Below are 22,966 nucleotides of genomic sequence, written 5' to 3'. Positions count from 1 at the left end.
GTAGAATCCGATGAGTAGCAAAAAACGAAAGAGAGCAGAGAGCAAACGATTCGGACGACAGCACGTTCACGACAAAACCAAGCCACAGTCCGCGTCACGAACTGAAGCCGAAATTTTCGCAGACATTCGGAGTTTGGCTCAAAGTCCAGGATTCATACATGCTCTGGCGGCACTCGTTTTCAAAAGCAATGTTGTCACTGCAATCGACGAATTTACAGTAGAAGATTTTCAAAAAATCTACGAACCGGACAGGCTACTTCGAACGGAGACCAATTTATTAATCGGCCTAATGCTCTCGGGAAAGGTTGACTCCAGAATCCCAGAACTTGGTTTGCTTAAAAACTATACTGATCGTGCCGTTTCCCTACTACACGAGCTTCATCAAGCTTTGGTCGCAGCCGGCCATGAACATTTTTCCTCCGCTATGAGGACTGGCCCTAGCCTCGATGCTGATCAGAAAAACCCGATGGGTTCCGGCACAATTTTGCGGGAGGCAATTTTCTACGGGGGGGAGTCAGCATTTTCGTTTCAGTATGAGGCGCTAGCGCGGGAACGCTATGCAGCAGATCGCCAGTGGCTGCAAACGAACAAAGGCTTCGACATCGACGAAGCGGCGACGGTTTTGACAGCAATTCGAAGGATTGTAGATAGTAATTTTCCAAAGATTCAGGCAGCAATTCGGTCACAACACCCTTCACAATGGACTTACCTTCCCCTTTTTACCTTCACATTAGACGAGATCATCGAACAAACAGGGATGGAAATCGAAAAAGTTAATAAAATAATAGACTCATTTAGCGTGCTTGAAAATGATAAAGAATTATCAAACTATGATTTTGGTAAATACAACAAGGCGTCTAGCCATCCAATTTTGATACTATCAAACGGAACAATGATATCATTTTTGGAATATGCTACGCTTGCTGCTTTGTATGAAAATCCTTTTTACTGGATAACATCAGATAAAAAGTATTTAGGAATACATTCGCAGTATAGAGGACAATTTACAGAGCATTTTACGGAAAAAACACTTCTTCGTGTTTTTCCAAATAAATATGTTTTCAAAAATGTAATATTCAAAGATCTATCAGGAAATATCATTGGAGAAGCAGATGCAATTTTAATATATGGTTTTCGAGCTTTTGTTGTTCAAGCAAAATCAAAAAGGCTTACACTTGCTTCTTGGCACGGTGATGACGATTCTATTGCAAAAGACTTCCAAGCAGCCGTACAAGAAGGCTATGATCAAGCTATAGAATGCATTCAACACATAAAAAACTGCATGGCCGCCTTTACCGAAGATGGCCCCATCGACTTTCACCAGCAAGGTAATATCCGAGAGTATTATCCAATTTGCATTAGTAGTGAACACTACCCAGCCCTCGCATTCCAAAGCGAAATATTTCTAAAACTAACAAATATTCCTGGTATATGCAATCCATTGGTAACAGACATATTCACACTTGAAGTTATTTCAGAATTTCTTTCGTCTCCTTTGTATTTCACTGACTATTTAGTGAAAAGATCAAGTTCTGCTGGCAAGCTATATATGTCGCATGAGCTTATAGCCTTGTCTTGGTATATAAAGAAAAATCTTCATATCGAGCAGAACGAGTTTTTTGCTCTCGCGGATGACATATCGCTTGAAATTGACCTAGCAATGGCTGTGCGGAAGCAGGGCATTTCTGGGCCAGCAACGCCCAAAGGACAACTGACTCGTTTTAAAAACACTCCCGCGGGCATCATTTTAGAACATGTAGAATCATCAGAACGTCCGGAAGTACACCGGCTCGGTGAAACCATTCTTGGTATGAGTAGCGCTACTGCCGACGAATTTAACAAAGGTATAGGAAGAGTCATCCAAATGACTTCGCTCGATTCTGGCCAACATGACATCACAATGGGTCTAGAAGGAGGCGGGGGTATTACAGTTCATTGTAACCGCCAGCCACAAAATGAAGCAAAGGACGCATTGACGTATCATTGCGAGATGAGAAAATACGTGACCAAGTCAGATCGTTGGTACGGTGTATCAGTGGCGGAAGATGGCACTCCGAGGTTCATGATAGGGTTCGATTTTCCATGGAAGTTTGAGCAGCGTTTGGAAGAACACGCAGCTCCATTCCGAGTAAGGACAGTTACACACTCCCTCTATGGGCGAAAAAAAATAGGGCGCAACGAAAAATGCCCTTGTGGAAGCGGAAAGAAATACAAGAATTGCTGTATAGAACAATGAGATAGAGTTGGAGACTTTAGGCTACAATTTTCCGATTTTTTGAAGCTCCTCTACGTCCACATCCTTTCTGCGCAAACCCCATCCCCCCTATAAATCCACCGCCTCGCGCACATAGCCCCACTCGCCGGTGCCATCCCATGCCCGGCCATCGGGATAGTGCAGCTTCACCCCCGATAGCGCCGCGCGGTCGAACAGGCGCATGTTGACGCCCATGCGGTCATTCGCGACGCCGCTCTTTTCCAGATAGGCCTCGGCCAGAGCAAAATGCGTGGTGCAGCCGCAGCGCGGGCAGAAATGCACTTCCACGGCCGGAGTTTCGCGATCAACTCTTCCATAACCTCGCGTCTCCCCCGTCACCTCCACTTCGCCTGGGTCATAATAGCCCCACCATGCGCCGTGGCTGTTACACAGGCTGCAATTGCATTCGAAGATAAAGTCCGGCGCGCGCGCGATCTGCACATGCACCGCGCCGCAATGGCAGGTGGCGGATAGAGGGTCGGTCATCGGGCGATTTTAGCGCGGCTTGACGGTTTGTCATGCCCCCCCTTCAAATCCCCGCACCCCTCCCCATATCGGCAGCAGCCAACCAGAGGAGTTGCCCCATATGCGCCTGTCCGCCCTTTCGCTTGCCCCGATCGCCCTTCTCACGCTTTCCGCCTGTGGCGAAGGCGGGGCGATTGACGAGGGGGTGAAGACGCAATTGCGCGAGCAGCTGGTTTCCACCTGCAACAATGGCATGGTCGACGTACCCGAAGGGATTGAGCTTGATCGCGAACAGGTGTGCAATTGCGTCGCAGACAAGGTGCTAGCCGGCAAGAGCGTGCAGGATCTGGTCGCCAACCCGCCGACCGGCGCCGACGAAATAGCGGGCGTGAAGCAATGCCTGCGCGAAATCGGCCCGCCCGAACTGCTGCCCTATCTGGAAGGGTGAGCGGTAAAAGCCGGTCGCATCGTTGAACGGCCGATCGCGCTTTCGTTATTATGTTAAATGGTGTAAACTCCCCTATCACCGGGAAAAGGAGGAGTTCCCATGACATATCATCTGCGCAGAAAATCGGCCGCGCTTGCATGCGCTTTGGCCGCTATCACCTTGAACGCACCAGCCTATGCCGCAAGCACCGACTATTATCTGAAGCTTGGCGGCGTTGATGGCGAAAGCAAAGACACAAAGACCCGCGAAAAGGGTCATAAGAACTGGACAGACCTGTCTTCATTGCGCCTTGTCGAAGAGGAATCGGCTTCGGGCGGCGTCCATGTTGCTACCGGCGATGTGAATGGCGACGGGACAGCCGACAGAGCGAGTGGGCAGGCCACAGGCAAACGCTCACACGAGCCCTTGCCGCTTCGCGCGGCTACTGACGCTGAGACGGCAGCTCTGCTTTTACCGGCGGTGCAGAAAGTCCGCGAAGCTGCGGCCCGGATGCCGGCATGGAGAGGGTGTGCGGCCGGGCAGAAAATCGAAAGCCTTGCGATCAAGCAGAAATCGACCGGTCGCATGGGGCGGATATTGGATGCCACCGTCAGCCAGTGCGCGAGCGAACAAGTGAGCTTCAACTTCACCAAGATCGAATGGGATTGAATGGCGGGCGGTTAAGGCCGCCTACGGCCCCGCGTGAAACTTTACCCTCTCTCCTCTAGGGGAGAGGTACGAAGTCTTATCGCTGAAAGCGATTAGACGAAGTGGAGAGGGGGAGGCTGGGCGCAATCTACACGTCATAGCCCCTCTCCGCTGCGACTAGGCAGCAAGCTGCCAAATCTCGCTCCTCTCCCCTAAAGGAGAGAGGGTATATCTTCGAGCACCCGCAGCTTCCCGCACACTCACCCGATAAAGCTGCGCGCTTTCGCTATTGTCTCCGCAAAGCCGGTGCGCATTTCCTCCCACACGGCGCGCTCGTCATCCGCGTCGGGGGGCAGCGTTTCCTCAACCAGATCGATCCCTGCCCAGAGCATCCCTTCATACCAGCCGGCCTCGACCTTCAGCGTTTCCTGATGATGCGGGATCGAATCATAGAGGATGATGCGGATCTCCTCCGGCCGTTCGAACCAGGTCATCAGGCAATAGAGGACATTGCCGACCATCTCCGCCTCCAGCAGGGCGCGTTTGCCGAGGCCGTGATGCTCGAAACTTGCCTCTGCCGCTGGATGCGCCGCGTAAAAGCGCGCCATCAGCGGCGCGGTGATATCGCCCACCGCCTCCGCCGCGCGCTCAAGGCTCTTTTCAACCAGCGCCAGCTTGGCCTGCCTGTCCTGCATCTTCATCCTCCCTTGCACCGACAGTGGCACAGGCGTGGGGGCGCGGGAATTGATATCGGTCAATCGGGACGCTGTCCTACACCCGTCTTTTCTGCTTGGCTGGTGCGATGGAAGACGGTGTTTGCCACCCCTACCCCACCGCAGATACCAGCCCAATTGGCGGCGTTAAAGTGACACAAGTAACAATAGGCCCCCACCCTTCCGGTGTACTATGTCACCTTAAGGCCATTCCGCCCTGTTCGCTTTGCCGCACCCCAGCCCCTATCTACCGATATAGGTCAAATGGGCGATTCACAGGCTGTCACAGATATGTAACAAGCTGTCTCAAGGCGGGACACCGCAACATAATCCCAGCCCTTCGGGTCGCACCGAACATAATTCCGGGGGGAAGGGGTATGGCGACAAACGCCAAGTTCACCGGCGCCGAGGCCCAAGATGCCGAGCGTCGTTTCTATGGGCGCATGGTGCTCGCCGTCATCATCGCGATTTTCATCGGCTTTGCGCCGAGTTTCTATCTTTTCCAGATGGTCAGCTATCCACGGCCCAACCCGTCGCTGACGCCTCTCGTCATGGTGCATGGCATCGCGCTGACCGGATGGTTGGCGATATTCTACACCCAAATCCGGCTGGTGGCGGCAAAGCGGCGCGATATTCATCGCCAGCTGGGCGTCTGGGGATTTGCGCTCGCGGTGATCATCATCCCTTTATCCTATCTGACCGCGACCCACGCCATTGCGCGCGGCACCCCCCCGCCGATCATCGACGCCGAAAGCTGGTCGGTGGTGCCGTTGATGGCATTGCCGCCGATGATCCTGATGCTGATCATGGGCTGGCGCAACCGCATGGATCCGCAGGCGCACAAGCGCTTCATGCTGCTCTTCACGCTGATGATGGTCGAACCCGGCGTCGGCCGCTGGCCGATTTTCCCGCCGGTGATGGTGGGACATGCGGTAAGCGGACTGGTCGCCTTCGCCTTTGTTGTCCCGCTGATCCTGTGGGACAGGAAGACAATTGGCGGCCTGCACTGGGCCACCAAATGGGGGCTCGGTGCGCTGATCTTCGGCTATTTCGTACGCTATCCGATCTGGGCGCTCGGCTTCTGGCCCGATGTCGTGCGGGCCTTGCCTTATTAGGAACCGAGCCGTTCGGCGACGAGCTTGCGGATATCCGCCTCAGGCCGCGCGCCATAATGGCTGATGACCTCTGCGGCGCAGACGGCGCCCATGGTCAGGCAGTCCTCAAGGCTGCGGCCCTCCGCCAGCCCGGCAAAACCGCCGGCCGCGAAAAGACCCCCCGCGCCGGTGGTATCAACCACGCGGTTGACTTTTTCGGCACCACCGCGCGCATGTTCGTCGCCACGATGCGCCTCTGCGCCCGCCGCGCCATGTGTGCAGACGAGCATCGGAACGCGCGCCGCAAGCGCCGCGACGGCGGCTTCGGTATCCTCGGTCTGCATCATCGCGCGCACTTCGGTGTCATTGGCGAAGAGCAGATCGAGCGAACCGTCATCCATCAGCGCGAAGAATTCATCGCGATGGCCATCAACAACAAATGCGTCTGACAGCGTGAGCGCGACCTTGCGTCCGGCCTTTTTGGCAATAGCAATCGCCCCCGTCATCGCCGCACGCGATTCAGGCGCATTCCACAAATAGCCTTCGAGATACAGCCAATCGGAAGCTTCGATCTTGCCTTTGTCGATAGCGGTCTCGGGAAGGAACTGCGCGGCGCCCAGGAAGGTGTTCATCGTACGCTGCGCATCGGGCGTCACCAATATCAGGCAGCGCGCGGTCGGCGGCTCGCCGGGGCGAGCGGGCACGTCAAAATCGATCCCGGTCGCGCGGATATCGTGCGCAAACACATCGCCGAGCTGGTCCTGCGACACCTGCCCGATAAAGGCCGTCTTGTGGCCCAGCCGCGAAAGTCCGGCGAGCGTATTCGCCGCACTGCCGCCACTGATCTCGCGACCGGGGCCCATCGCGTCGTAAAGCGACTGCGCCCGTTCGGCATCAATCAGCGTCATCCCGCCCTTGTTGAGCTTCTGGGCAGCGATAAAGGCATCATCGGCGTCTGAAATCACGTCGACAATCGCGTTGCCGATGGCCAGCACGTCGTAGCGGGTTTGCGTCATTTGCACTTCCTGTTCAGGGTTTGGCGCGCCCTAATGCGGTCGAGGCAAAAGGGCAAGTGGCTTGCATGTGTAATACACCCGCACTATCTTGGTGTAATGTTCAGGGCCATCTCGCTCGGCTTCGCCAGTCTTTCGGACAAGGGCATTATGCGCATCCTCGCACGGGTGATGCTGCTCACTTTGCTGTCGTTCGTTCTCCTGGGTGTTGGCCTTTGGTATTCGATAGACTGGCTGTTCCATGCCCTCGGCTTTGCCAATGATGGCGGGTTGAGCGCCGTCGCCGCCTTCGCCGTGCTGCTGATCGGCGGGTTGGTGCTGTTCCGGATGATTGCGATTGCCATCACCTGGGTCTTTTCCGACGACATCATCGATATCATCGAAGCAAAGCATTATCCTTTCGAGGCCGCGCGCGGCAAGCGGCCGAGCAACTGGCAGTCGGCGCAGATGGGTATGCGCTCGGCCATGCGCGCGCTCGGATATAATCTGTTGGCGCTGCCATTCTATCTGGTCTTGCTGATTACCGGCATCGGTGCGCCTCTGGTGTTTCTTGGCGTCAATGCCCTGCTGCTCGGACGCGATCTGGAGGATATGCTGGTCGCGCGGCACGGGCATCATCTGGCCGCTTTCGGCAAGGGTGAGCGACTGATGCTTGGCTTCGCTGGTGCTGCAGGCATGATGGTTCCACTATTGCAGTTTGTTGTCCCGGTTGTCGCCACCGCGTCTGCCGTGCATATGGCGCATGGAAAATTCAGGGTGACAACCAAGTGAAGAGATTTGCCTCGATCGCAATTGCTACAATGATGCTGACGGCTTGCGGCGCTGCCAGCGCCGAGCCCAAACGTCCGCAAAGCCCACCCGTGCCGCTGGACAAACCCGCCGCCACTTCACCGACAGCGCGAACGGCATCATCCTCAAAGGGACTCGACGCCGTTATGGGTAAGGACATGGGAACGCTGGTCCGCATGTTCGGCCCGCCGCGCCTTGATATTATTGAGGTGCAGGGGCGCAAACTGCAGTTCAGCGGTCGCGCCTGCATCCTCGATGCCTATCTCTATCCCGACGGCAAGAATGGCGCGGAGACTGTAACCCATGTCGATGCGCGGCGCAGCGACGGGGCCGAGGTGGACCGTGCACAATGTGTCAACGCGCTGATGGCGCGTTGACCTCCCACTCAAGAAGCGCCGTTTCATCTGACTCAAATTTGAGTCGAGCACTTTTTTCTAACGAAAATTGAACTTCATCCAATTGCGCGATCGCCCAGATGGCTGCGCCGCGCACCAGCGGACTGGCATCGTCTAACAGTAAGACCAGCGGCTGGACCAGAGCGGTATCGCCACTGTTGCCAGCCGCAATTGCGGCATTCCGGACAAAGCGATCCCGCCCGGTCCGCTTGATTGGCGTACCGGCAAACAACTGCCGGAAGGCTCCGTCGTCGAGTGCAAGCAAACCAGCCAATGGCAGCTCTGACAATTCCGTCCGCTGTAGCAGCGCTTTGTGCACCGAAGCGGTTTGGGCAAATTTGTTCCAAGGGCAAGCCGCCAAGCAATCGTCGCAGCCATAGATATGGTTCCCGATCGCGCGGCGGAACTGCTGCGGGATCGGCCCTTTATGCTCGATCGTCAGGTAGGAAATACAGCGGCGTGCGTCGACACGATAGGGTGCAGGAAAAGCATCTGTCGGACAGGCAGACTGGCAGGCAGTACATGATCCACAGCGGTTGCGCCCTGCAACATCAGGCTCCAGCACTGCAGTTGTGTAAATCGCGCCCAAAAACAGCCAGCTTCCATGTTCGCGGCTGACGAGGTTGCTGTGCTTGCCCTGCCAACCCAGCCCGGCTGCCTCGGCGAGGGTCTTTTCCAGCACCGGTGCCGTATCAACGAACACCTTCACCTCGCTGCCCGTTTGATGGACGAACCATTGCGCCAAACGCTTGAGCGCACCTTTGACGACGTCATGATAATCCTTGCGTTGCGCATAGACCGATATGCGCCCCCGATCCGGCTGCGCCTCAAGAGCCATAGGGTCGGTTTCAGGCGCATAGCTCATGCCGAGCATGATGACTGACTGTACTTCTGGCCATAGGCCGTCAGGGCTCGATCTCTGGTCGACGCGATCGGCCATCCAGAGCATATCGCCATTTCGACCTTCATTAAGCCACTGACGCAATCGGTCGCCCGCTTCAGGTGCGAGATAGCCAGGAGCCACGCGGCAATCGGCAAAACCCTCCGCCCTCGCCTTTTCCTTCAGGGCGTTAACCAAATTTGTCTTGTGTCTTTTCACGCGCAGTCCCTATTCGGGTATCGGTTAACTTTGGGGCGATCTACCAATATGCATGCAATCGAGGCACGCGGGCTTGTCAAGCAGTTCGATGGTTTCCGCGCGGTCGACGGTATCGACCTGAATGTGCCGGAAGGTAGCATTTATGGCATATTGGGGCCGAACGGCGCCGGCAAGACGACCACGATCCGAATGCTTCTGGGGATTATCGACCCCGATGAAGGCACACGCACGTTGCTCGGCTCTGACCGCCCATTGAGTCAATCCAAACTGGTGGGCTATCTTCCCGAAGAACGCGGACTCTACCAATCGATGCGGGCCGCCGACACCATCGCCTTCATGGGTGCCCTGCGCGGAATGCCTCTGAAAGAGGCCGAGCAACGCGGACGCGAACTGATGGAAGAAGCCGGCCTTGGATACGCCGCGGATCGCCAGATACGGCAATTGTCCAAAGGCATGGCGCAAACCGTGCAATTGCTCGGCACGATCGTTCACGATCCCAAACTTATCGTCCTTGATGAACCCTTCTCGGGCCTCGACGCACTCAATCAAGCGAAGCTGGAACGTATGATCCGGGCGCAGGCAGAACGCGGCGTAACCATCATCTTTTCGACCCATGTCATCGCGCATGCTGAGCGGCTATGTGAGCGCATTGCTATCATCGCCAAGGGCAAGGTCAGTTTCGACGGACTGGTATCGACCGCGCGGGACAGGTTGCGCCCTCAGGTCCATCTTGAAACCGAAAACTTGGATGGCCCTTGGCGCAAAACCATTCCCGCCGACGCGCGGCAGGAAGGCAATTGGTGGCACTTTACTCTGCCCGACAGTGGTGCAGAGCCGCTATTGACTGCGCTTGTCGAAGGCAAAGCTGGCGTCAAATCCTTATCTATCGAGCGCCCCGGTCTACATGATGCCTTTGTCGCCATAGCCGGTGAGGATACTGCAGCCGAAATGGATGCGCCGACAGCGGAGGACTTGCTATGATAGAAACCATTCGCGCCGCATTTGTCATCGGCCGCCGCGATTTCACGGCGATCATTTTTTCCAAAGCCTTCTTCTTCTTCCTTTTGGGACCGATGTTCCCTTTGCTGGTCGGAGGGGCGGCCGGTTTGCTGGGTGGGCAGGTCGCACGCGACATTGACCGTCCCGTGGTTGGGGTCGCGATGTCCGCTGAGGATAGCCGCCAGTTGCTCGCCGCACGCTCTACACTCGCCGCACAAGTTGGCGAGAGACGATTGCCTGAATTGAAGCAATTGGCGCAATCCGCGCGCGATGTTCCGCCAGAGAAATTGCTCGACGACAAAGCCAACGGTCTTGCGGCGGTTTTGGGAGGTACGCTGCAAAAGCCTGTACTCACGGGAACACGCGGCCCAATCGAGAGCTATCAGGGAGAGGTTGCGATGCTCTCTGCATTCGCAAAGAATGCCGATGCAATGGTGCTGCCAACTGTCGAAACCCGACTGGTCGAGCGCAGCGCAGGTAACGAAAAACAGAAGCGGCTCGTGACAGCGCAGGCGACCCAAGTACTCTTGTTCATTCTGACGATGTTGCTGGCAGGTATGGTGCTGTCCAATCTGGTGGAGGAAAAGGCAAACAAGATCATTGAAATCCTCGCTGCTGCTGTTCCCATGGATGCAGTATTCCTCGGCAAATTGTTTGCGATGTTGGCGATGGCGTTTGTCGGTATCGCCGTATGGGCAACGGTCGGCTTCGGGCTCGCAAACTTATCCGGCCCGGCTCTACCGAGCCTGCCAACACCGGCCGTTGGTTGGCCGATATTCGTGTTGCTGGGCGTGGTCTATTTCACAATGGCCTACCTCATCCTTGGATCGCTATTCCTCGGGATTGGCGCAATGGCTGCGACGGTGCGCGAAGTTCAGACATTATCGATGCCGGTGACGATGGCGCAATTGATCAACTTCTTCCTTGCCATGTACACAGTCACCAAAATGGGTGAGCCCATTGAACTGTTCGCCTGCCTTTTCCCGTTCACATCACCTTTTGCCATGATCTCCCGTGCGGCGCAGGATGCGACATTGTGGCCGCATCTGCTCGCGGTGGCCTGGCAGGCATTGTTCGTGCTGATCATCCTGCGCGTCGGTGTCTATTTGTTCAGGCGCAATGTGATGAAATCGGGCAGCGCTGGCCGGATCAAGGATACGGGCGGAAAGAAACTGTTCGGCCTCGTCAAACTGCCCGGATGATTTGCTAACAGCAAATTAAGTTGCTTATCGAAACGGGATTGACATTATTGTCAGCAATGGCACTCTTCACGACAAAGAAGAGGAGTCTAAAATGGCAACTGCCCCTGTGCTCGATACATCGGCAACCGAAACTGGCGAGAAGCTACCCTGGAAAGTCGTTCAGTGCCCGCATGAATGGGACGTCACTCGTCCCGAAATCTATACTGAAGATCGCTGGCATCCGATTTTCAAGGAAATGCGCGAGCAAGCCCCGATCAACAAGGTCGAGAGCAGCAGTTTTGGCAGCTATTGGAACGTCACCACGCTGAAGGCTATCCAGCATGTCGAGGCCTTGCCCGACATTTATTCCTCCTCGTTCGAACATGGCGGCATCACACTCGTTGATGACGAAGCGCTTGATGAACCGATCCCCGAAGAAGAACGCATTGTCATGCCGATGTTCATCGCGATGGACCGGCCCAAGCACACCGAAGAACGTCGCGTTATCGCGCCTGCCTTCACTCCAGGCGAGATGGAGCGCATGGCATCCGACATTCGTCGGCGCACCGGTGAACTTCTGGATTCGCTTCCCGTTGGCACCGCGTTTGACTGGGTCGACAAGGTTTCCATTGAACTTACCACCCAGATGCTGGCGCTGCTGTTTGATTTTCCCTGGGAAGATCGCCGCCTGCTGACCGAATGGTCCGATTGGGCGGGCGATGTTGAACTTTTCCGCACCGAAGAAACACGCAAGGCGCGCCTCGCCAAGATGTTTGAAATGGGTGCCTATTTCCAGCGTCTGTGGGACGAACGCAAAAATCGGGGTGAAGCACCGGACCTTATCAGCCGCATGATTCATTCGCCGATGAAGGATATGAACCAGTTCGAATATATGGGGAACCTCATCCTGCTGATCGTCGGCGGCAATGATACCACCCGTAATTCGATGTCGGGCTATGCTTATGGCCTACACAGTTTCCAGGACGAGCGCGAGAAGCTGGAGAAGAACCCCGAGCTAATCCCGAATGCGGTCAGCGAAGTGATCCGCTGGCAGACACCGTTGGCGCATATGCGCCGCACTGCGCTCAAGGACCACGACCTGTTCGGTGCGCCGATCAAGGCCGGCGACAAGATCGGCATGTGGTATCTTTCAGCCAACCGCGACGAAACTGTCTTCGACAATCCGGACAAGCTGATAGTCGACCGCGAAAATGCGCGCCGTCACCTTTCCTTCGGCTATGGCATCCACCGCTGCGTCGGTGCGCGTCTGGCCGAGTTGCAGATCCGTGTGCTGCTCGAAGAAATGGCCAAGCGCCGCCTCCGCCCGAACGTTGTGGCAGAGCCTGTCCGCGTCGCCGGCTGCTTCGTCCATGGCTATCGCTCGATGGACGTCGAACTCAGCAAATATTGAGCGCGGGATGAAACCTTTTGCCTGCTTCCAACGTATCTACGGGTAAGCAGGCGAAAGGGTTTCGGTATGAATGAATACGCAAAGCGCACTTTCCTGAAAGCCGCAGTTGGTGGCGTAGTCAGTCTGGCTACCGCTGCGCTTTGGACATCATCTGCTGTCGCAAGCAAGGCTTTTGCGGTCGTCAAATCCGATGCTGAGTGGCGCAAGATCCTCTCACCCTTGGCCTATCGTGTGCTGCGCAAGGAATATACCGAACCGCCGTTTTCCAGCCCGCTTAACGATGAAAAGCGGAAAGGAAATTTCGTCTGCGCCGGATGCGGGCAAAAATTGTTCAATGCGCTGACCAAATATGAAAGTGGTACAGGCTGGCCCAGTTTCTGGCGGCCGATACGTGGCGCAATCGGGACAAAGGCGGATTACGGCCTGCATCTGCCTCGCATCGAAGTGCATTGCTCACGCTGTGGCGGGCATCTGGGCCATGTCTTTGACGACGGCCCAAAGCCCACTGGCAAGCGCTATTGCATGAATGGCGCTGCAATGAAATTTGAACCGGTCTGAAAGACCTATTTGGGTTCACCAATTCCCGAGAAATCGAGTTCACCGCTCTTCTTGGGCTCTTCCGGCTGGCCACCGCGTTCAATGATGCCCAATATGGCGCTGTTTCGTCCATCTTGCGCCGCATATTCGCGCGCACTCAATCCGGCCACCGCATCGCGCTTGTCGGGATTTGCGCCTGCCTTGATTAGCAGGCGAACCATCTCCGGCTGACGCAATTGAACCGCACGGATCAGAGGAGTTTCCCCACTGCGATTGGTGCCATCAACCACGGCCTTGCTTTTGATTAAGCGCGCGGCACCTTCGACGAAGCCAAGCTGCGTTGCCAGCATCAGCGGGGTTACACCCTTTTTATCTGCCAGATTGGGATTGGCGCCTTTTTGCAACAAATAGCTAAGCCAAGTCTCGTCGCGGCGGTTGACTACAATATGCAGTGCCGTTTCTCCCGTACCATCACGCCTTGTGTTGATAATAACCGAGCCCGGCTCGCTGATAAATTTTTCTGCCTCTTTACCGTCGCGATCCTCAACAGCCTTGAGGAAATTATAACTGTCGGAAAACTGCGCCAATGCGGGCTGCGCCGCCAGCACGCCAGCCAGTAGCCCGAGAAGAAAAATACGCGATTTGGTCCGAATGAGAAGCATGGCCCCTGTCCTGAATCTATGGATGCAAACTTGAATTCGCGCCCTTAACAGACCATGACTGGTGCTACCATGAACAAAAATGTCACATTTCTTATCGCCGCATTTTCGCTTGCCGCTTGCAATCCGTCCAGCGAGTACACCCCGCTATCGCAGGCGCCACTGGCTGGAGCCGCGATCGGCGGTCCGTTCACACTGACGGATCAGGATGGAAAGCAGCGCAACTATGGCGAATTCGATGGAAAATATCGGATCGTCTATTTCGGTTACACAAACTGCCCCGATATCTGCACACCTGACATGCAGCATCTGATGGCCGGGCTGACCCAATTCGAAAAGGCGTATCCAATGCTTGCCGGCAAGGTGCAACCGCTGTTTATCACCGTCGATCCGAAACGCGACATGCCTGCAATCCTCAAGCAGTTTGTTTCAGCCTTCCATCCCCGCCTCATCGGGTTGACGGGAAGCGACGCACAAATTGCTTCGGTCGCAAAGTCTTTTGCCGTCCATTATGAGCGGGTCGAAGGCTCCACTCCGGATAGCTATTTGATGAGCCATAGCCAAACGCCGTTCCTGATGGGACCGGATGGCAAACCGCTTGCACTGCTGCCCGCCGATACGCCGAATACTGAGCCGAACGAAGGCGAACCTAAGCTGGTGGCCGCAGAGCTCGCCAAGTGGGTGCGCTGAATTGAGTGAGGTCCCGTTCTGGGAGAAGCCAATCGAAGCGCTCACCCGCGATCAATGGGAGGCTCTGTGCGACGGTTGCGGCAAATGCTGCCTGCACAAGGTCGAGGATGAGGATACAGGCCGCATCTATCCTACCAATGTCGCGTGCAAGCTTCTCGATCTGAATAGCTGCCGCTGTGCTGACTATCGGCACCGCCGGATGCATGTGCCAGATTGCATCCGTCTGACCCGACGGAGCATCGACAATTATCCTTGGCTACCTTCGACCTGCGCCTACGTCTTGCGGGCTAACGACCAGCCACTGCCGGATTGGCATTATCTTGTCTGCGGAGACCAAGAGGCCGTGCATCGCGCTGGCATATCGGTTAAAGGTCGGGCATTATCCGAACTCCATGCTGGGCCGCTTGAAAACCATATTGTCGAGCAGCCTCTCTGATCCGAAAGCCGGGGACCCGGTCGTTGATATTGAGGGGCAGCAGATACCCGTCCGCATCAAGCGGACGCGCCAGGCGCGGCGCATTTCGATGCGCGCCGATGCGATCAAGCGCGAAATCCGGATCACGATGCCTGTGTACGCACCCACTACCGCGGCACTGGATTTCGTGGCCCAAAAGCGGCAATGGATTGCCACGCGCTTCGAAACCGCACCGGTCATCGCGCAGCTCAGTCATGGTTCACATATCGCCTTCATCGGCGAGCGGCACCGGATCGTCTGGAACAACAGCCACAGCCGCCGTGTCCGCCGCCTAACCGGTGATCAGGGGTTTGAACTCCATCTAGGCGGCCCCGAAGAAATGGTCGGACAACGTATCCTGCGCTGGATGCGGGAGGAGGCGCGCCCCATATTTGCAGACGATATTTTCGAATATTGCTGCAAGGCCGGTGAAACACCCCCCCAATTGGCGATCGGCGACCCCCGAAGCCGTTGGGGCAGTTGCTCGTCGCGTGGCACGATTTCGCTTAGCTGGCGGCTCATAATGGCCCCCGCCTTTGTCCGCCGTTCGGTGATTGCCCACGAGGTCGCGCATATGCGCCATATGGACCATAGTCCGGCTTTCTACGCCTGGTTTGACGAATTGTTCGAAGGTGACCGAAAGGCCGCCGACCATTGGCTCAAAGTCCATGGAACAAGCCTGCACCTGGTGGGGAGGTAAATATTCGTCAAGTAAAGGACTTACCCGTCCAGTGCCGTTAGACCGAACTTGGCCAAGTCAGCAATTGACATTCCGGACCGATAGATAGAGCAATCGCGATATTGGAACGCTGAGGCCTATTTCTGCGCGATGAGCGGCATGCAATTCATTCTGGCATATTTCGCTTTTGTGGCGTCTTCAGGCGCATTGGCGCAGCCTGAGGCGATTCCCGCGGAACCCATTATTTCCGATCAAGAATTTGAAAAAGCTATACCGAAGCTTGATGATAGCGCCGGCGAAGAGGAAGCCCCCTTGGCTGCACCCAATGAGGGCGACGACCGTACAGTTGAAACTGTCGCCCCCGCAATTGACGAGCCTTTACCGTCCCTTGAAGCTTTCAGCATGGAGCCATTGGCTGACGAAGCAACGACAGGAACGAATCAATCTGGAAGCCTCGTAAACTATGCTGTCCAGATTGATGGTTTGGAAACAGAAGGCGAAAATGGGTCTATTTTTAACAGGATAAAGCGGCGTTTTCGCGAACTCTCCTCTTTAAGCCTCGGTGGAGGCAATGCGGAAAACAGGTTATCCGTAAATGCCCGTGCTCGGGCCGACCAGCAATTGCTGCTCGACATATTGTTGAGTGAGGGTTTCTACGACGGAAGGGTCAATGTATCGTCGAAACTTTCAGAAGCTGCGGGCGGCCCGATCCAGGTGGAGTTCCGCGTCCGGCCCGAAAAACGATACAGTCTGGGTTCAGTCACATTTGAGGCCCCGGCCGACGTCACTGAAAGCCTGATACGGACCAATTTCCAACCAAAAAGCGGCGACCCAATCGTCGCAGATACGATTGTGGCTGCGGAAGCCCAGATTTCGCTCGCTTTGCCGCAAAATGGCTACCCGTTCGCGCAGGTCGGGCAGCGCGATATTCTACTCGACGAAACGATGGCCACAGGCGACTATACCTTGCCCATCGCAACAGGGCCGAAAAGTTACTTCGGGCAAATATTGACCGAGGGCAATCCGGTATTTGATCCCGAACATGTTGGTATTTTACGCCGATTCAGGACAGGTGATCTTTATGACACGCGAAAGGTGGACGACCTTCGCGAAGCCCTGGTTGGCACCGGGCTTTTATCGACCGTTTCGATCGAACCTGTGGCCAGTTCGGAATTAGCCTCCGATGGAACCGCCTATGCAGACTTGCTCGTCAGGCAAGAAGCGGGACCTGCACGAACGCTTGCTGCATCGGCCGGATATGAAACAAGTCGCGGATTTCGCGCCGAAGGAGGCTGGATACACCGCAACCTTTTCCCGCCAGAGGGTTCGCTCGGCGTCAGCGGAATCGTCGGGACGCAGGAACAGGCCCTGGCTGTAATATTCAACCGTTCGAATGCTGGGCGGCGCGACCGTACGATCGAATTGTCGGTGTCGGCGCTTCACAAAAATTATGACGCCTTTGACGCTTATACAGGCCGGATAGCTGGAACACTTTCTTACCAGTCGACACCCATATGGCAGAAGAAGCTGACCTATTCCATTGGCATCGAACTGCTGGCCACTTATGAAAGTCTTTTCGAAGCCAGTCGTCTGGCGCGCGCGCGCAACCTCTATTATGTCGCCGCATTGCCGACCGAGGTCGGCTTCGACCGCTCAAACGACCTGTTACACCCCAGCCGTGGCTTTCGCCTCAACCTTCGCATGTCGCCCGAAACGGCGCTGGGCCAAGGATCCCGCTTTTACCTGCGCACGATGCTTGATGGCAGCTATTACCAACCAATCGGTGACTCGTTTGTAATCGCAGCGCGCGGCCGGGTGGGAACGATTGTCGGCACATCCCGCGACAGCCTGCCGCCGTCGCGGCGCTATTATGGCGGAGGTGGAGGATCAGTGCGCGGGTTCGGGTTCCAGCAGCTCGGCCCAACCGATATAGAGGGCAATCCCATTGGAGGTCGAAGCCTGAACGAAGCGGCAGCAGAAGTCCGCTACCGCTTCGGGGATTTCGGTGCAGTCGCCTTTTTCGATGCCGGGCAGGTCTATCCGGAAAGCACGCCGCAATTTGATAACTGGCGATTTGGCGTGGGTGTGGGTGGTCGCTTTTACACGAATTTCGGGCCGGTGCGCGTCGATGTGGCGACCCCCATTAATCGTCGCCCCGGGGAATCGCGCTTCTCCTTTTATGTCTCGTTGGGGCAAGCATTTTGAAGGCGCTATGGAAATGGATTGCAGGCATAGCCGCCATCATGTTGCTGTTGGTGGCGGCCCTTTTTTGCTTCTACTATTGGCTCGACTCTCCCTCCGGCCATAGGTTTGTCGCGCGACAGATAGCGGCCTATGAATTTGAAAACGGGCTGAACATCCGCATCGGCCGCATTGAAGGCTCGATCTATGGCGAAGCTCAATTATCCGATATCCGCCTTCAGGACGACAAGGGAAGTTTTGCCAGCATCCCCCATGCGAAACTTGATTGGCACCCGTTAGATTATTTCTACGGCAAGCTCTCCATCGACACCTTTATCGTAAAACAGGCCTATATGCGCCGCCTTCCCGAATTACGCGTAATCCCGGATCGCGGGGAACCATTTTTCCCCGACCTCGATATCAGGATTGACCGTTTACAGTTCGACCGCATCGTTTTCGATAAGTCGATTGCAGGGCGTGAACATATCCTCAACCTGCAGTCGAAAGCCCACATTGTCGATGCAAGGGCTCGCGTCGATGCGACCGCGCAAACGATCGAAGGCGACCGGTTGGTCGCACATCTGGATGCCATTCCCGACAAGGACCTTCTTGGGATGGCTTTGCGCCTCGATGGTCCAGCCGGCGGCCTCACATCGGGATTGATCGGCCTCAATGCGCCGGTAAAACTCCGCCTTGATGGCCAAGGTAGCTGGACCAAATGGGATGGTTTGCTGAACGCGGAGGCAGGCGGCGACCGTCAGGCCAAATTAAGCGTAGCCGCGCGGGATGGAAAATTTTCCATCGCAGGCGATGTTACGACTGGAAAAATCGCCAACGACAATCTCCTTAGCAATCTACTCACGCCCGGCTTCAAAGTCGACCTGGTCGCTGACTATGAAAACCGCATGGCGCAGATTTCGGGCAGCCTGATTGCGTACAAAGTAAAGCTGGATGCGTCAGGCACTTTGAATTTGGCAGAAAGCCTATTCCAGAAGCTCGCCATCAACATCGACATGCCACGCAAGGTGGCGATTTCGAACGGGATCGAAAGCCAGGGCGCAAATGGCAAGCTCCTCATCGATGGCCCGATGGTTGGGCCCCAAATCGACTACTCAGTGAAGGCGGAACAATTGCGCTGGGGCGAATTTTCATTCTTCGGCCTGACCGCCAATGGTGTTGCGCGTTCCGAAAAGGATTTTGTCCGCATACCGGTTTCGGCCCGAGCACGGCGCATGACCGGGTTTGAAGTCACTGACCAACGGATACTGGCAAACATCAAACTTGATGGCGACTTGGCTTACTCCAACGGACGCCTTTTGAGCGAAAGGCTCAATCTGAAGTCCGATCGGGTATCGGCCGTGCTGCAAGGTGCAGCCAATTTCTCGAAGGGTCAGTTAGCAGCGAGTATCAAGGGCAATATTGACCGCTATCGGATCGAATCTGTTGGCTTATTCGATATCGATGCTGACCTCGGTCTCAAAAGCCGCATGCGCAATGATTATGCGCTGTCGGGAATGGTGCGGGCGCGGTCAACGCAGTTGTTCAGCGATGGCGTTCGCGATTTCCTCGGCGGTCAAATGCTGGTGCGGGCAGGTATCGGACTATCCGAAAACGGCATCTTGCAGATCAATTCGGCGCAAATGATCGCGCCCAAACTCAGACTGAATCGGGGAAGCGGAGCCTATGTGCTGGATTCAGGCGCCCTGCGCTTCAATGGTAGCGGCTATTCGACCGAATATGGACCGGTCGGTATCGCTGTAAGTGGAACGCTGACCGAGCCGATCGCTAGAGTGACTGCAAGCCGCCCCGGAATGGGTATCGGCCTTGCCGATGTCAGCGCGCTGGTCAAACGCACGTCGCAGGGTTTTTCGGTGCTGTTCAACGCATCTACAGACTATGGACCGCTTGATGGCGATGTGGATGTGCTGTCAGGTGAGCGGAACCTTGTACTCGATGTCAAACGCGCCGACTTTTCAGGCATTCGTTTTGGCGGCAGGTTGGAACAATTACCCGCAGGGCCATTTTCAGGGCGGCTTGTCGGCAATGGGTCGGGCTTCGATGGCGTTGCCGAACTGTCGGCACAAGGCCGGTATCAACGCGCCATCGTCAAAGCGACCGCGATGAATGCAGCGCTGCAGGGGCAAAAAACGCTGCGCATCGGACGGGGGATTATCGAAGCCGACATCCTGTTGCTCGAACAGCCCCAGATAAAAGCGGATGTGCAATTGGGCGACACTTCGGTCGACGAGCTATTTATTGCGGCCGCTCGCGGCAAAATCGATTACCGGCACGGGCAAGGCAACGCACAATTCCTGGTCGAAGGACGGAGCAGTTTCCCCTTCCGCATCGCTGCCAACAGCCAGTTGGCGCCAAATCTGTGGACGGTTGCACTGCGCGGACGGGCGAATGGTATCTCCTTCACCTCTGCCAAACCGTTGCGAATTGTTCCGGAAAAGCGGGGCTATGCATTGCTTCCTTCAGCCGTAAAAGTTGGCAATGGGACGATACGGCTTGAAGGCCGTTATGCCGATGGTCTGCAAATCCGTTCCAATATCGACAACGTCAATCTGGCAGTGCTTAACCCGACGCTGCCGGGTTTCGAGATGAGCGGTCGGGCAAGCGGTGTAGTCGACTGGAACCAGTCTTCGCTGGATGCGGTACCGCAAGCGCAAGTACAGCTGGAGATAAAGCGCTTCCGGCGCAATAGCATCGGTGTGCCATCCCAGCCGGTGAACGTCTCCCTGAAGGGCAATTTGGACGTGAATGGTGGCGGCCTAGCCGCGCTTATCCAGCGGCAAGGAACGAATGTAGGAAGACTTCAGGTAAAGCTCGGTGCCCTGCCGACCGGACCAGGTGACTGGATCGCCAAAATGTTCGATGCGCCGCTTTCAGGCGGAATCCGCTATAATGGTCCCTCTGACCTGCTGTTCTCGCTGGCCACATTGGCGAATCAAAGTCTCGCAGGTCCGGTCGCCGTCGCAGCCGATTTTTCCGGCAATTTGCGTGAACCGGAGCTCAGCGGATCGGTGCGTTCGGACAATCTAGTCTATGAAAATGAAACCTATGGTACGCGGTTGACCAATGTCCGCGTATTCGTTGCGAATGATCAACAGTTATCGAGACTGGAACAGTACGCAGACCGACGGCGACACGATTTTCACTCCCGTTCCGCTGTCATCGCGGCAGGGCGGATTTACCTCCAAGAGCCATAACCACGAATTGCAGTTTATCTCACCCAAGGATGAACTGCTCGGCGGTCGGCTCGATTTCGTCGCTGGCCTGTATTATTTCCAGGAAGACTACACGATTGACGAGCGGCTTCAGGCCGATGCGCAATTCTGTAATGTTCTTGTCCCTGCAGGCGCCCAGCGCACGGCTTGCAACACCAGCCTAGCGGCAGGCGGCGGTGTGAATGCCACCGATCAGGATTTCAGCCAGTCGGTTGAAAGCTTCGCTGTCTACGGACAGACGACCTTCAAAATCGCCGAGCCGCTGTCGCTGACGCTTGGCGGTCGTTGGTCAAAAGATGACAAGAGCGCAGTCTATGTTCAAAAGCGGGCCTTCCCTTTTGCAGCCTCGCTCCGTGCAATCGAAAATGCCAATCTGGCGCTCAAGGATGATCGTTTCACCTGGCGTGCCAGCCTGAACTATAAGCCCAACCGCGACCTGCTGTTCTTCTTGAACTATTCCACCGGCTACAAGTCCGGCGGGTTCAATTCGGGTGCGGGTGCTGTAGCGTTGAATCAGGCTCGTATTTTCGCACGTGAGACCGTGAAGAACTATGAACTGGGCGCCAAGACCACTTGGCTTGACGGCGGGCTGATCGCCAACCTGACGCTATACCGTATGGACATTGGCGGCTTCCAGGATCGCGCCTTCGACGGCGTCAGTTTCGTCGTTCGCAATGCCGGCAGCCTCCGTCATCAGGGCTTTGAATTCGACACCACGATCCGGCCTTCGCAGAACTTAACCGTCAATGCGTCGCTTGCCTATCTGGATTCGAAGTTCACCAACTATCCGGGCGGAGCGGGCTTGCCCGGCTGTGCCGCGGGCCCGGCGATCTGTGCAGGATTGCCGAACAATGGCCGGACTCAGGACTTGAAGGGCTTGAGGCTCAATTTCACTCCTGAATTCACAGGCAGCGTCGGCGCGACCTGGACGGGGGATATCGGCAATTCCGGGCTCGGCTGGTCCTTGAATGGGAATGTGTCGCTCACCTCGGACAGCAACAATGGCGGGGGAAACCACGGTAACCGTCAGACGGTTCAGGATGGTTACGCACTGGTCGGCGCGCGTTTTGCCATCAATGGTCCTGATGATAACTGGAACATCGCGGTCTTCGGAAGCAACCTGACCAACCAAGGTTATTGCAACTCGCAATTCTACCAGGTGCTCGATTCCGCTTTCGGAATGCGCAACGGCTTATTTCCTGGCAGCACCGGTGTTCGCTGCAACGTAGCAAACCCGCGCACCTATGGCGTGTCAGGAACCTTCCGTTTCTGATCCTTATGCTTATGGGCGGGCACCCGGTAAGATGCCCGCCCAGTTCAGCGGGTTCGCAAACATGGAAAACACAGATGTCGACTTTGTTGCAGCATTTATCCGCGCCCAGCGGCAGTATCCCGCCTTTCCGCACTGGCTATTTGCATAAGGACTTTCTCATGATCAGGCACTTGTTCGGATTTATGTTTTGCGTCTTGTCACTTCTGGGGGCTCACACGGCCCATGCCGAGAGTGTTGGGCCAGCTGAATTTTTCGACATGGCGGCCATCCGCGATGAAGGCACGCTCGATACCCAAATCAGCAGTGACCGCATTCGGGCCAGCAAGGTTCGCCCGGGCAAGAAGGTGCGCGTCATCGAGCTTAAATTCACCAGCCAAAATTGGCACGACTTGGTCTGGAAGCACCCGGCGCGCATTTATATTCCGAAGGACTACAAAGGCGGAGGCAATGCTGGCATCTTTGCCACGGCGCGCAGCTTCTTCGACGACCCGGCAAGTCCACAACTGACCATTCCGGGCACAACGCAGAACACCGAAGAACAATATGCCGAAGCCACGGCCATCGATTTGAACTTACCTATCATGGTGTTCAGCAACCCACCGGAAGACTTTATGGGTCTGGATGAAAATGACCTGACGGGCTATGCATTGAAAAAGGCCGTCGAAACAGGCGACCTGACCTGGTATAGCTATGTGCCGATCACCACTGGCTATTTGCGGGCGATCACGCTGATGCATTCGCTTCCCGGTGTAGAGACCGAGCGCGCGATGATTAT

Annotated in this window: 22 protein-coding genes; 17 read left to right on the top strand and 5 right to left on the bottom strand. The window is 55.9% G+C overall.

The genetic code is table 11. The annotated features are described in order from the left end of the window. Positions 1-10: 10 nt before the first annotated feature. Positions 11-2,236, top strand: coding sequence for an SEC-C metal-binding domain-containing protein (locus tag Q0239_RS10350; RefSeq protein WP_298602278.1), 2,226 nt, complete (start codon positions 11-13; stop codon positions 2,234-2,236). A gap of 87 nt (positions 2,237-2,323) precedes the next feature. Here Q0239_RS10350 and Q0239_RS10345 read toward each other — a convergent pair whose 3' ends face one another. Next, positions 2,324-2,740, bottom strand: a complete 417-nt coding sequence (locus Q0239_RS10345; protein WP_298602275.1) for an aldehyde-activating protein — start codon at positions 2,738-2,740, stop codon at positions 2,324-2,326. A gap of 100 nt (positions 2,741-2,840) precedes the next feature. On the opposite strand from Q0239_RS10345, the gene Q0239_RS10340 reads away from it, so the two are divergent. Then, complete coding sequence (locus Q0239_RS10340) at positions 2,841-3,167, top strand: hypothetical protein (RefSeq protein ID WP_298602272.1); 327 nt, start codon at positions 2,841-2,843, stop codon at positions 3,165-3,167. 99 nt (positions 3,168-3,266) lie between these two features. Then, positions 3,267-3,815 (top strand): type VI secretion system tube protein Hcp, encoded by a 549-nt coding sequence (locus Q0239_RS10335; RefSeq protein WP_298602269.1) that lies wholly within the window; start codon positions 3,267-3,269, stop codon positions 3,813-3,815. A 239-nt stretch (positions 3,816-4,054) separates the two neighbouring features. Here the strand turns inward: Q0239_RS10335 and Q0239_RS10330 are convergent, their stop codons facing one another. After that, positions 4,055-4,489 carry a hypothetical protein gene (locus Q0239_RS10330; protein ID WP_298602267.1) on the bottom strand — a complete coding sequence of 145 codons (435 nt, stop codon included), beginning with the start codon at positions 4,487-4,489 and terminating at the stop codon, positions 4,055-4,057. 395 nt (positions 4,490-4,884) lie between these two features. On the opposite strand from Q0239_RS10330, the gene Q0239_RS10325 reads away from it, so the two are divergent. After that, the gene (locus Q0239_RS10325) at positions 4,885-5,622 is read left to right on the top strand and encodes a hypothetical protein (protein WP_298602264.1); all 738 of its coding nucleotides are present in this window, start codon (positions 4,885-4,887) and stop codon (positions 5,620-5,622) included. Here the strand turns inward: Q0239_RS10325 and Q0239_RS10320 are convergent. Then, positions 5,619-6,617 carry an adenosine kinase gene (locus Q0239_RS10320; RefSeq protein WP_298602261.1) on the bottom strand — a complete coding sequence of 333 codons (999 nt, stop codon included), beginning with the start codon at positions 6,615-6,617 and terminating at the stop codon, positions 5,619-5,621. The two genes, Q0239_RS10325 and Q0239_RS10320, sit on opposite strands and share 4 nt — an antisense overlap. A 96-nt stretch (positions 6,618-6,713) precedes the next feature. Here Q0239_RS10320 and Q0239_RS10315 point away from each other — a divergent pair, with 96 nt between their 5' ends. Next, positions 6,714-7,385: an EI24 domain-containing protein gene (locus Q0239_RS10315; protein ID WP_298602258.1), complete on the top strand. Its 672-nt coding sequence runs from the start codon at positions 6,714-6,716 to the stop codon at positions 7,383-7,385. Continuing rightward, the gene (locus tag Q0239_RS10310; protein WP_298602254.1) at positions 7,382-7,780 is read left to right on the top strand and encodes a hypothetical protein; all 399 of its coding nucleotides are present in this window, start codon (positions 7,382-7,384) and stop codon (positions 7,778-7,780) included. Before Q0239_RS10315 ends, Q0239_RS10310 begins: the two co-directional genes overlap by 4 nt. Here the strand turns inward: Q0239_RS10310 and queG are convergent. After that, positions 7,758-8,897, bottom strand: a complete 1,140-nt coding sequence (queG, locus tag Q0239_RS10305; protein WP_298602251.1) for a tRNA epoxyqueuosine(34) reductase QueG — start codon at positions 8,895-8,897, stop codon at positions 7,758-7,760. The two genes, Q0239_RS10310 and queG, sit on opposite strands and share 23 nt — an antisense overlap. A gap of 48 nt (positions 8,898-8,945) precedes the next feature. Here queG and Q0239_RS10300 point away from each other — a divergent pair, with 48 nt between their 5' ends. From Q0239_RS10300 to msrB, 4 genes are all read left to right on the top strand, one after another. Next, positions 8,946-9,878, top strand: coding sequence for an ABC transporter ATP-binding protein (locus tag Q0239_RS10300; protein WP_298602247.1), 933 nt, complete (start codon positions 8,946-8,948; stop codon positions 9,876-9,878). Further along, positions 9,875-11,098, top strand: a complete 1,224-nt coding sequence (locus Q0239_RS10295) for an ABC transporter permease (protein ID WP_298602244.1) — start codon at positions 9,875-9,877, stop codon at positions 11,096-11,098. Before Q0239_RS10300 ends, Q0239_RS10295 begins: the two co-directional genes overlap by 4 nt. A 91-nt stretch (positions 11,099-11,189) precedes the next feature. Continuing rightward, on the top strand, positions 11,190-12,488 hold the full coding sequence (locus Q0239_RS10290; RefSeq protein WP_298602242.1) for a cytochrome P450: 1,299 nt from the start codon (positions 11,190-11,192) through the stop codon (positions 12,486-12,488). A gap of 66 nt (positions 12,489-12,554) precedes the next feature. Beyond that, positions 12,555-13,046: a peptide-methionine (R)-S-oxide reductase MsrB gene (gene msrB / locus Q0239_RS10285; protein WP_298602239.1), complete on the top strand. Its 492-nt coding sequence runs from the start codon at positions 12,555-12,557 to the stop codon at positions 13,044-13,046. 5 nt (positions 13,047-13,051) lie between these two features. On the opposite strand, the gene Q0239_RS10280 is transcribed toward msrB, so the two are convergent. Beyond that, positions 13,052-13,687: an ankyrin repeat domain-containing protein gene (locus Q0239_RS10280; RefSeq protein ID WP_298602236.1), complete on the bottom strand. Its 636-nt coding sequence runs from the start codon at positions 13,685-13,687 to the stop codon at positions 13,052-13,054. Positions 13,688-13,741: 54 nt separating this feature from the next. Here Q0239_RS10280 and Q0239_RS10275 point away from each other — a divergent pair, with 54 nt between their 5' ends. The 7 genes from Q0239_RS10275 to Q0239_RS10245 all read left to right on the top strand — a co-directional run. Then, the gene (locus Q0239_RS10275) at positions 13,742-14,374 is read left to right on the top strand and encodes an SCO family protein (RefSeq protein ID WP_298602232.1); all 633 of its coding nucleotides are present in this window, start codon (positions 13,742-13,744) and stop codon (positions 14,372-14,374) included. 1 nt (position 14,375) lies between these two features. Then, the gene (locus tag Q0239_RS10270; protein ID WP_298602229.1) at positions 14,376-14,810 is read left to right on the top strand and encodes a YcgN family cysteine cluster protein; all 435 of its coding nucleotides are present in this window, start codon (positions 14,376-14,378) and stop codon (positions 14,808-14,810) included. Beyond that, positions 14,767-15,528, top strand: coding sequence for a M48 family metallopeptidase (locus tag Q0239_RS10265; protein WP_298602226.1), 762 nt, complete (start codon positions 14,767-14,769; stop codon positions 15,526-15,528). The genes Q0239_RS10270 and Q0239_RS10265 overlap by 44 nt, the downstream gene beginning before the upstream one ends. A 129-nt stretch (positions 15,529-15,657) precedes the next feature. Then, on the top strand, positions 15,658-17,712 hold the full coding sequence (locus tag Q0239_RS10260) for an autotransporter assembly complex family protein (protein WP_298602223.1): 2,055 nt from the start codon (positions 15,658-15,660) through the stop codon (positions 17,710-17,712). Then, positions 17,709-20,900, top strand: coding sequence for a hypothetical protein (locus tag Q0239_RS10255; RefSeq protein WP_298602220.1), 3,192 nt, complete (start codon positions 17,709-17,711; stop codon positions 20,898-20,900). The genes Q0239_RS10260 and Q0239_RS10255 overlap by 4 nt, the downstream gene beginning before the upstream one ends. Next, positions 20,791-22,191 (top strand): TonB-dependent receptor, encoded by a 1,401-nt coding sequence (locus tag Q0239_RS10250; protein WP_298602217.1) that lies wholly within the window; start codon positions 20,791-20,793, stop codon positions 22,189-22,191. The genes Q0239_RS10255 and Q0239_RS10250 overlap by 110 nt, the downstream gene beginning before the upstream one ends. Before the next feature lie 257 nt (positions 22,192-22,448). Beyond that, on the top strand, positions 22,449-22,966 hold a 518-nt coding region (locus Q0239_RS10245), incomplete at its 3' end, for a PhoPQ-activated protein PqaA family protein (RefSeq protein WP_298602214.1).

The organism is uncultured Sphingorhabdus sp., assembly GCF_937872355.1.
In the GTDB taxonomy this organism is placed as follows: Bacteria; Pseudomonadota; Alphaproteobacteria; order Sphingomonadales; family Sphingomonadaceae; genus Sphingorhabdus_B.
Note: the sequence above shows the minus strand (reverse complement) of the source record. Positions and strands in the feature narration are given on the sequence as shown.

Bases quoted from the DNA above. Each gene is read 5' to 3' on its own strand.
- Q0239_RS10265 (WP_298602226.1), top strand. From the start codon at position 14,767: ATGCTGGGCCGCTTGAAAACCATATTGTCGAGCAGCCTCTCTGATCCG.
- Q0239_RS10290 (WP_298602242.1), top strand. From the start codon at position 11,190: ATGGCAACTGCCCCTGTGCTCGATACATCGGCAACCGAAACTGGCGAG.
- Q0239_RS10350 (WP_298602278.1), top strand. From the start codon at position 11: ATGAGTAGCAAAAAACGAAAGAGAGCAGAGAGCAAACGATTCGGACGA.
- Q0239_RS10250 (WP_298602217.1), top strand. From the start codon at position 20,791: ATGATCAACAGTTATCGAGACTGGAACAGTACGCAGACCGACGGCGAC.
- Q0239_RS10275 (WP_298602232.1), top strand. From the start codon at position 13,742: ATGACTGGTGCTACCATGAACAAAAATGTCACATTTCTTATCGCCGCA.
- Q0239_RS10345 (WP_298602275.1), bottom strand. From the start codon at position 2,740: ATGACCGACCCTCTATCCGCCACCTGCCATTGCGGCGCGGTGCATGTG.
- Q0239_RS10325 (WP_298602264.1), top strand. From the start codon at position 4,885: ATGGCGACAAACGCCAAGTTCACCGGCGCCGAGGCCCAAGATGCCGAG.
- Q0239_RS10295 (WP_298602244.1), top strand. From the start codon at position 9,875: ATGATAGAAACCATTCGCGCCGCATTTGTCATCGGCCGCCGCGATTTC.
- msrB (WP_298602239.1), top strand. From the start codon at position 12,555: ATGAATGAATACGCAAAGCGCACTTTCCTGAAAGCCGCAGTTGGTGGC.
- Q0239_RS10320 (WP_298602261.1), bottom strand. From the start codon at position 6,617: ATGACGCAAACCCGCTACGACGTGCTGGCCATCGGCAACGCGATTGTC.
- Q0239_RS10280 (WP_298602236.1), bottom strand. From the start codon at position 13,687: ATGCTTCTCATTCGGACCAAATCGCGTATTTTTCTTCTCGGGCTACTG.
- Q0239_RS10330 (WP_298602267.1), bottom strand. From the start codon at position 4,489: ATGCAGGACAGGCAGGCCAAGCTGGCGCTGGTTGAAAAGAGCCTTGAG.
- Q0239_RS10300 (WP_298602247.1), top strand. From the start codon at position 8,946: ATGCATGCAATCGAGGCACGCGGGCTTGTCAAGCAGTTCGATGGTTTC.
- Q0239_RS10340 (WP_298602272.1), top strand. From the start codon at position 2,841: ATGCGCCTGTCCGCCCTTTCGCTTGCCCCGATCGCCCTTCTCACGCTT.
- Q0239_RS10335 (WP_298602269.1), top strand. From the start codon at position 3,267: ATGACATATCATCTGCGCAGAAAATCGGCCGCGCTTGCATGCGCTTTG.
- Q0239_RS10260 (WP_298602223.1), top strand. From the start codon at position 15,658: ATGAGCGGCATGCAATTCATTCTGGCATATTTCGCTTTTGTGGCGTCT.
- Q0239_RS10315 (WP_298602258.1), top strand. From the start codon at position 6,714: ATGTTCAGGGCCATCTCGCTCGGCTTCGCCAGTCTTTCGGACAAGGGC.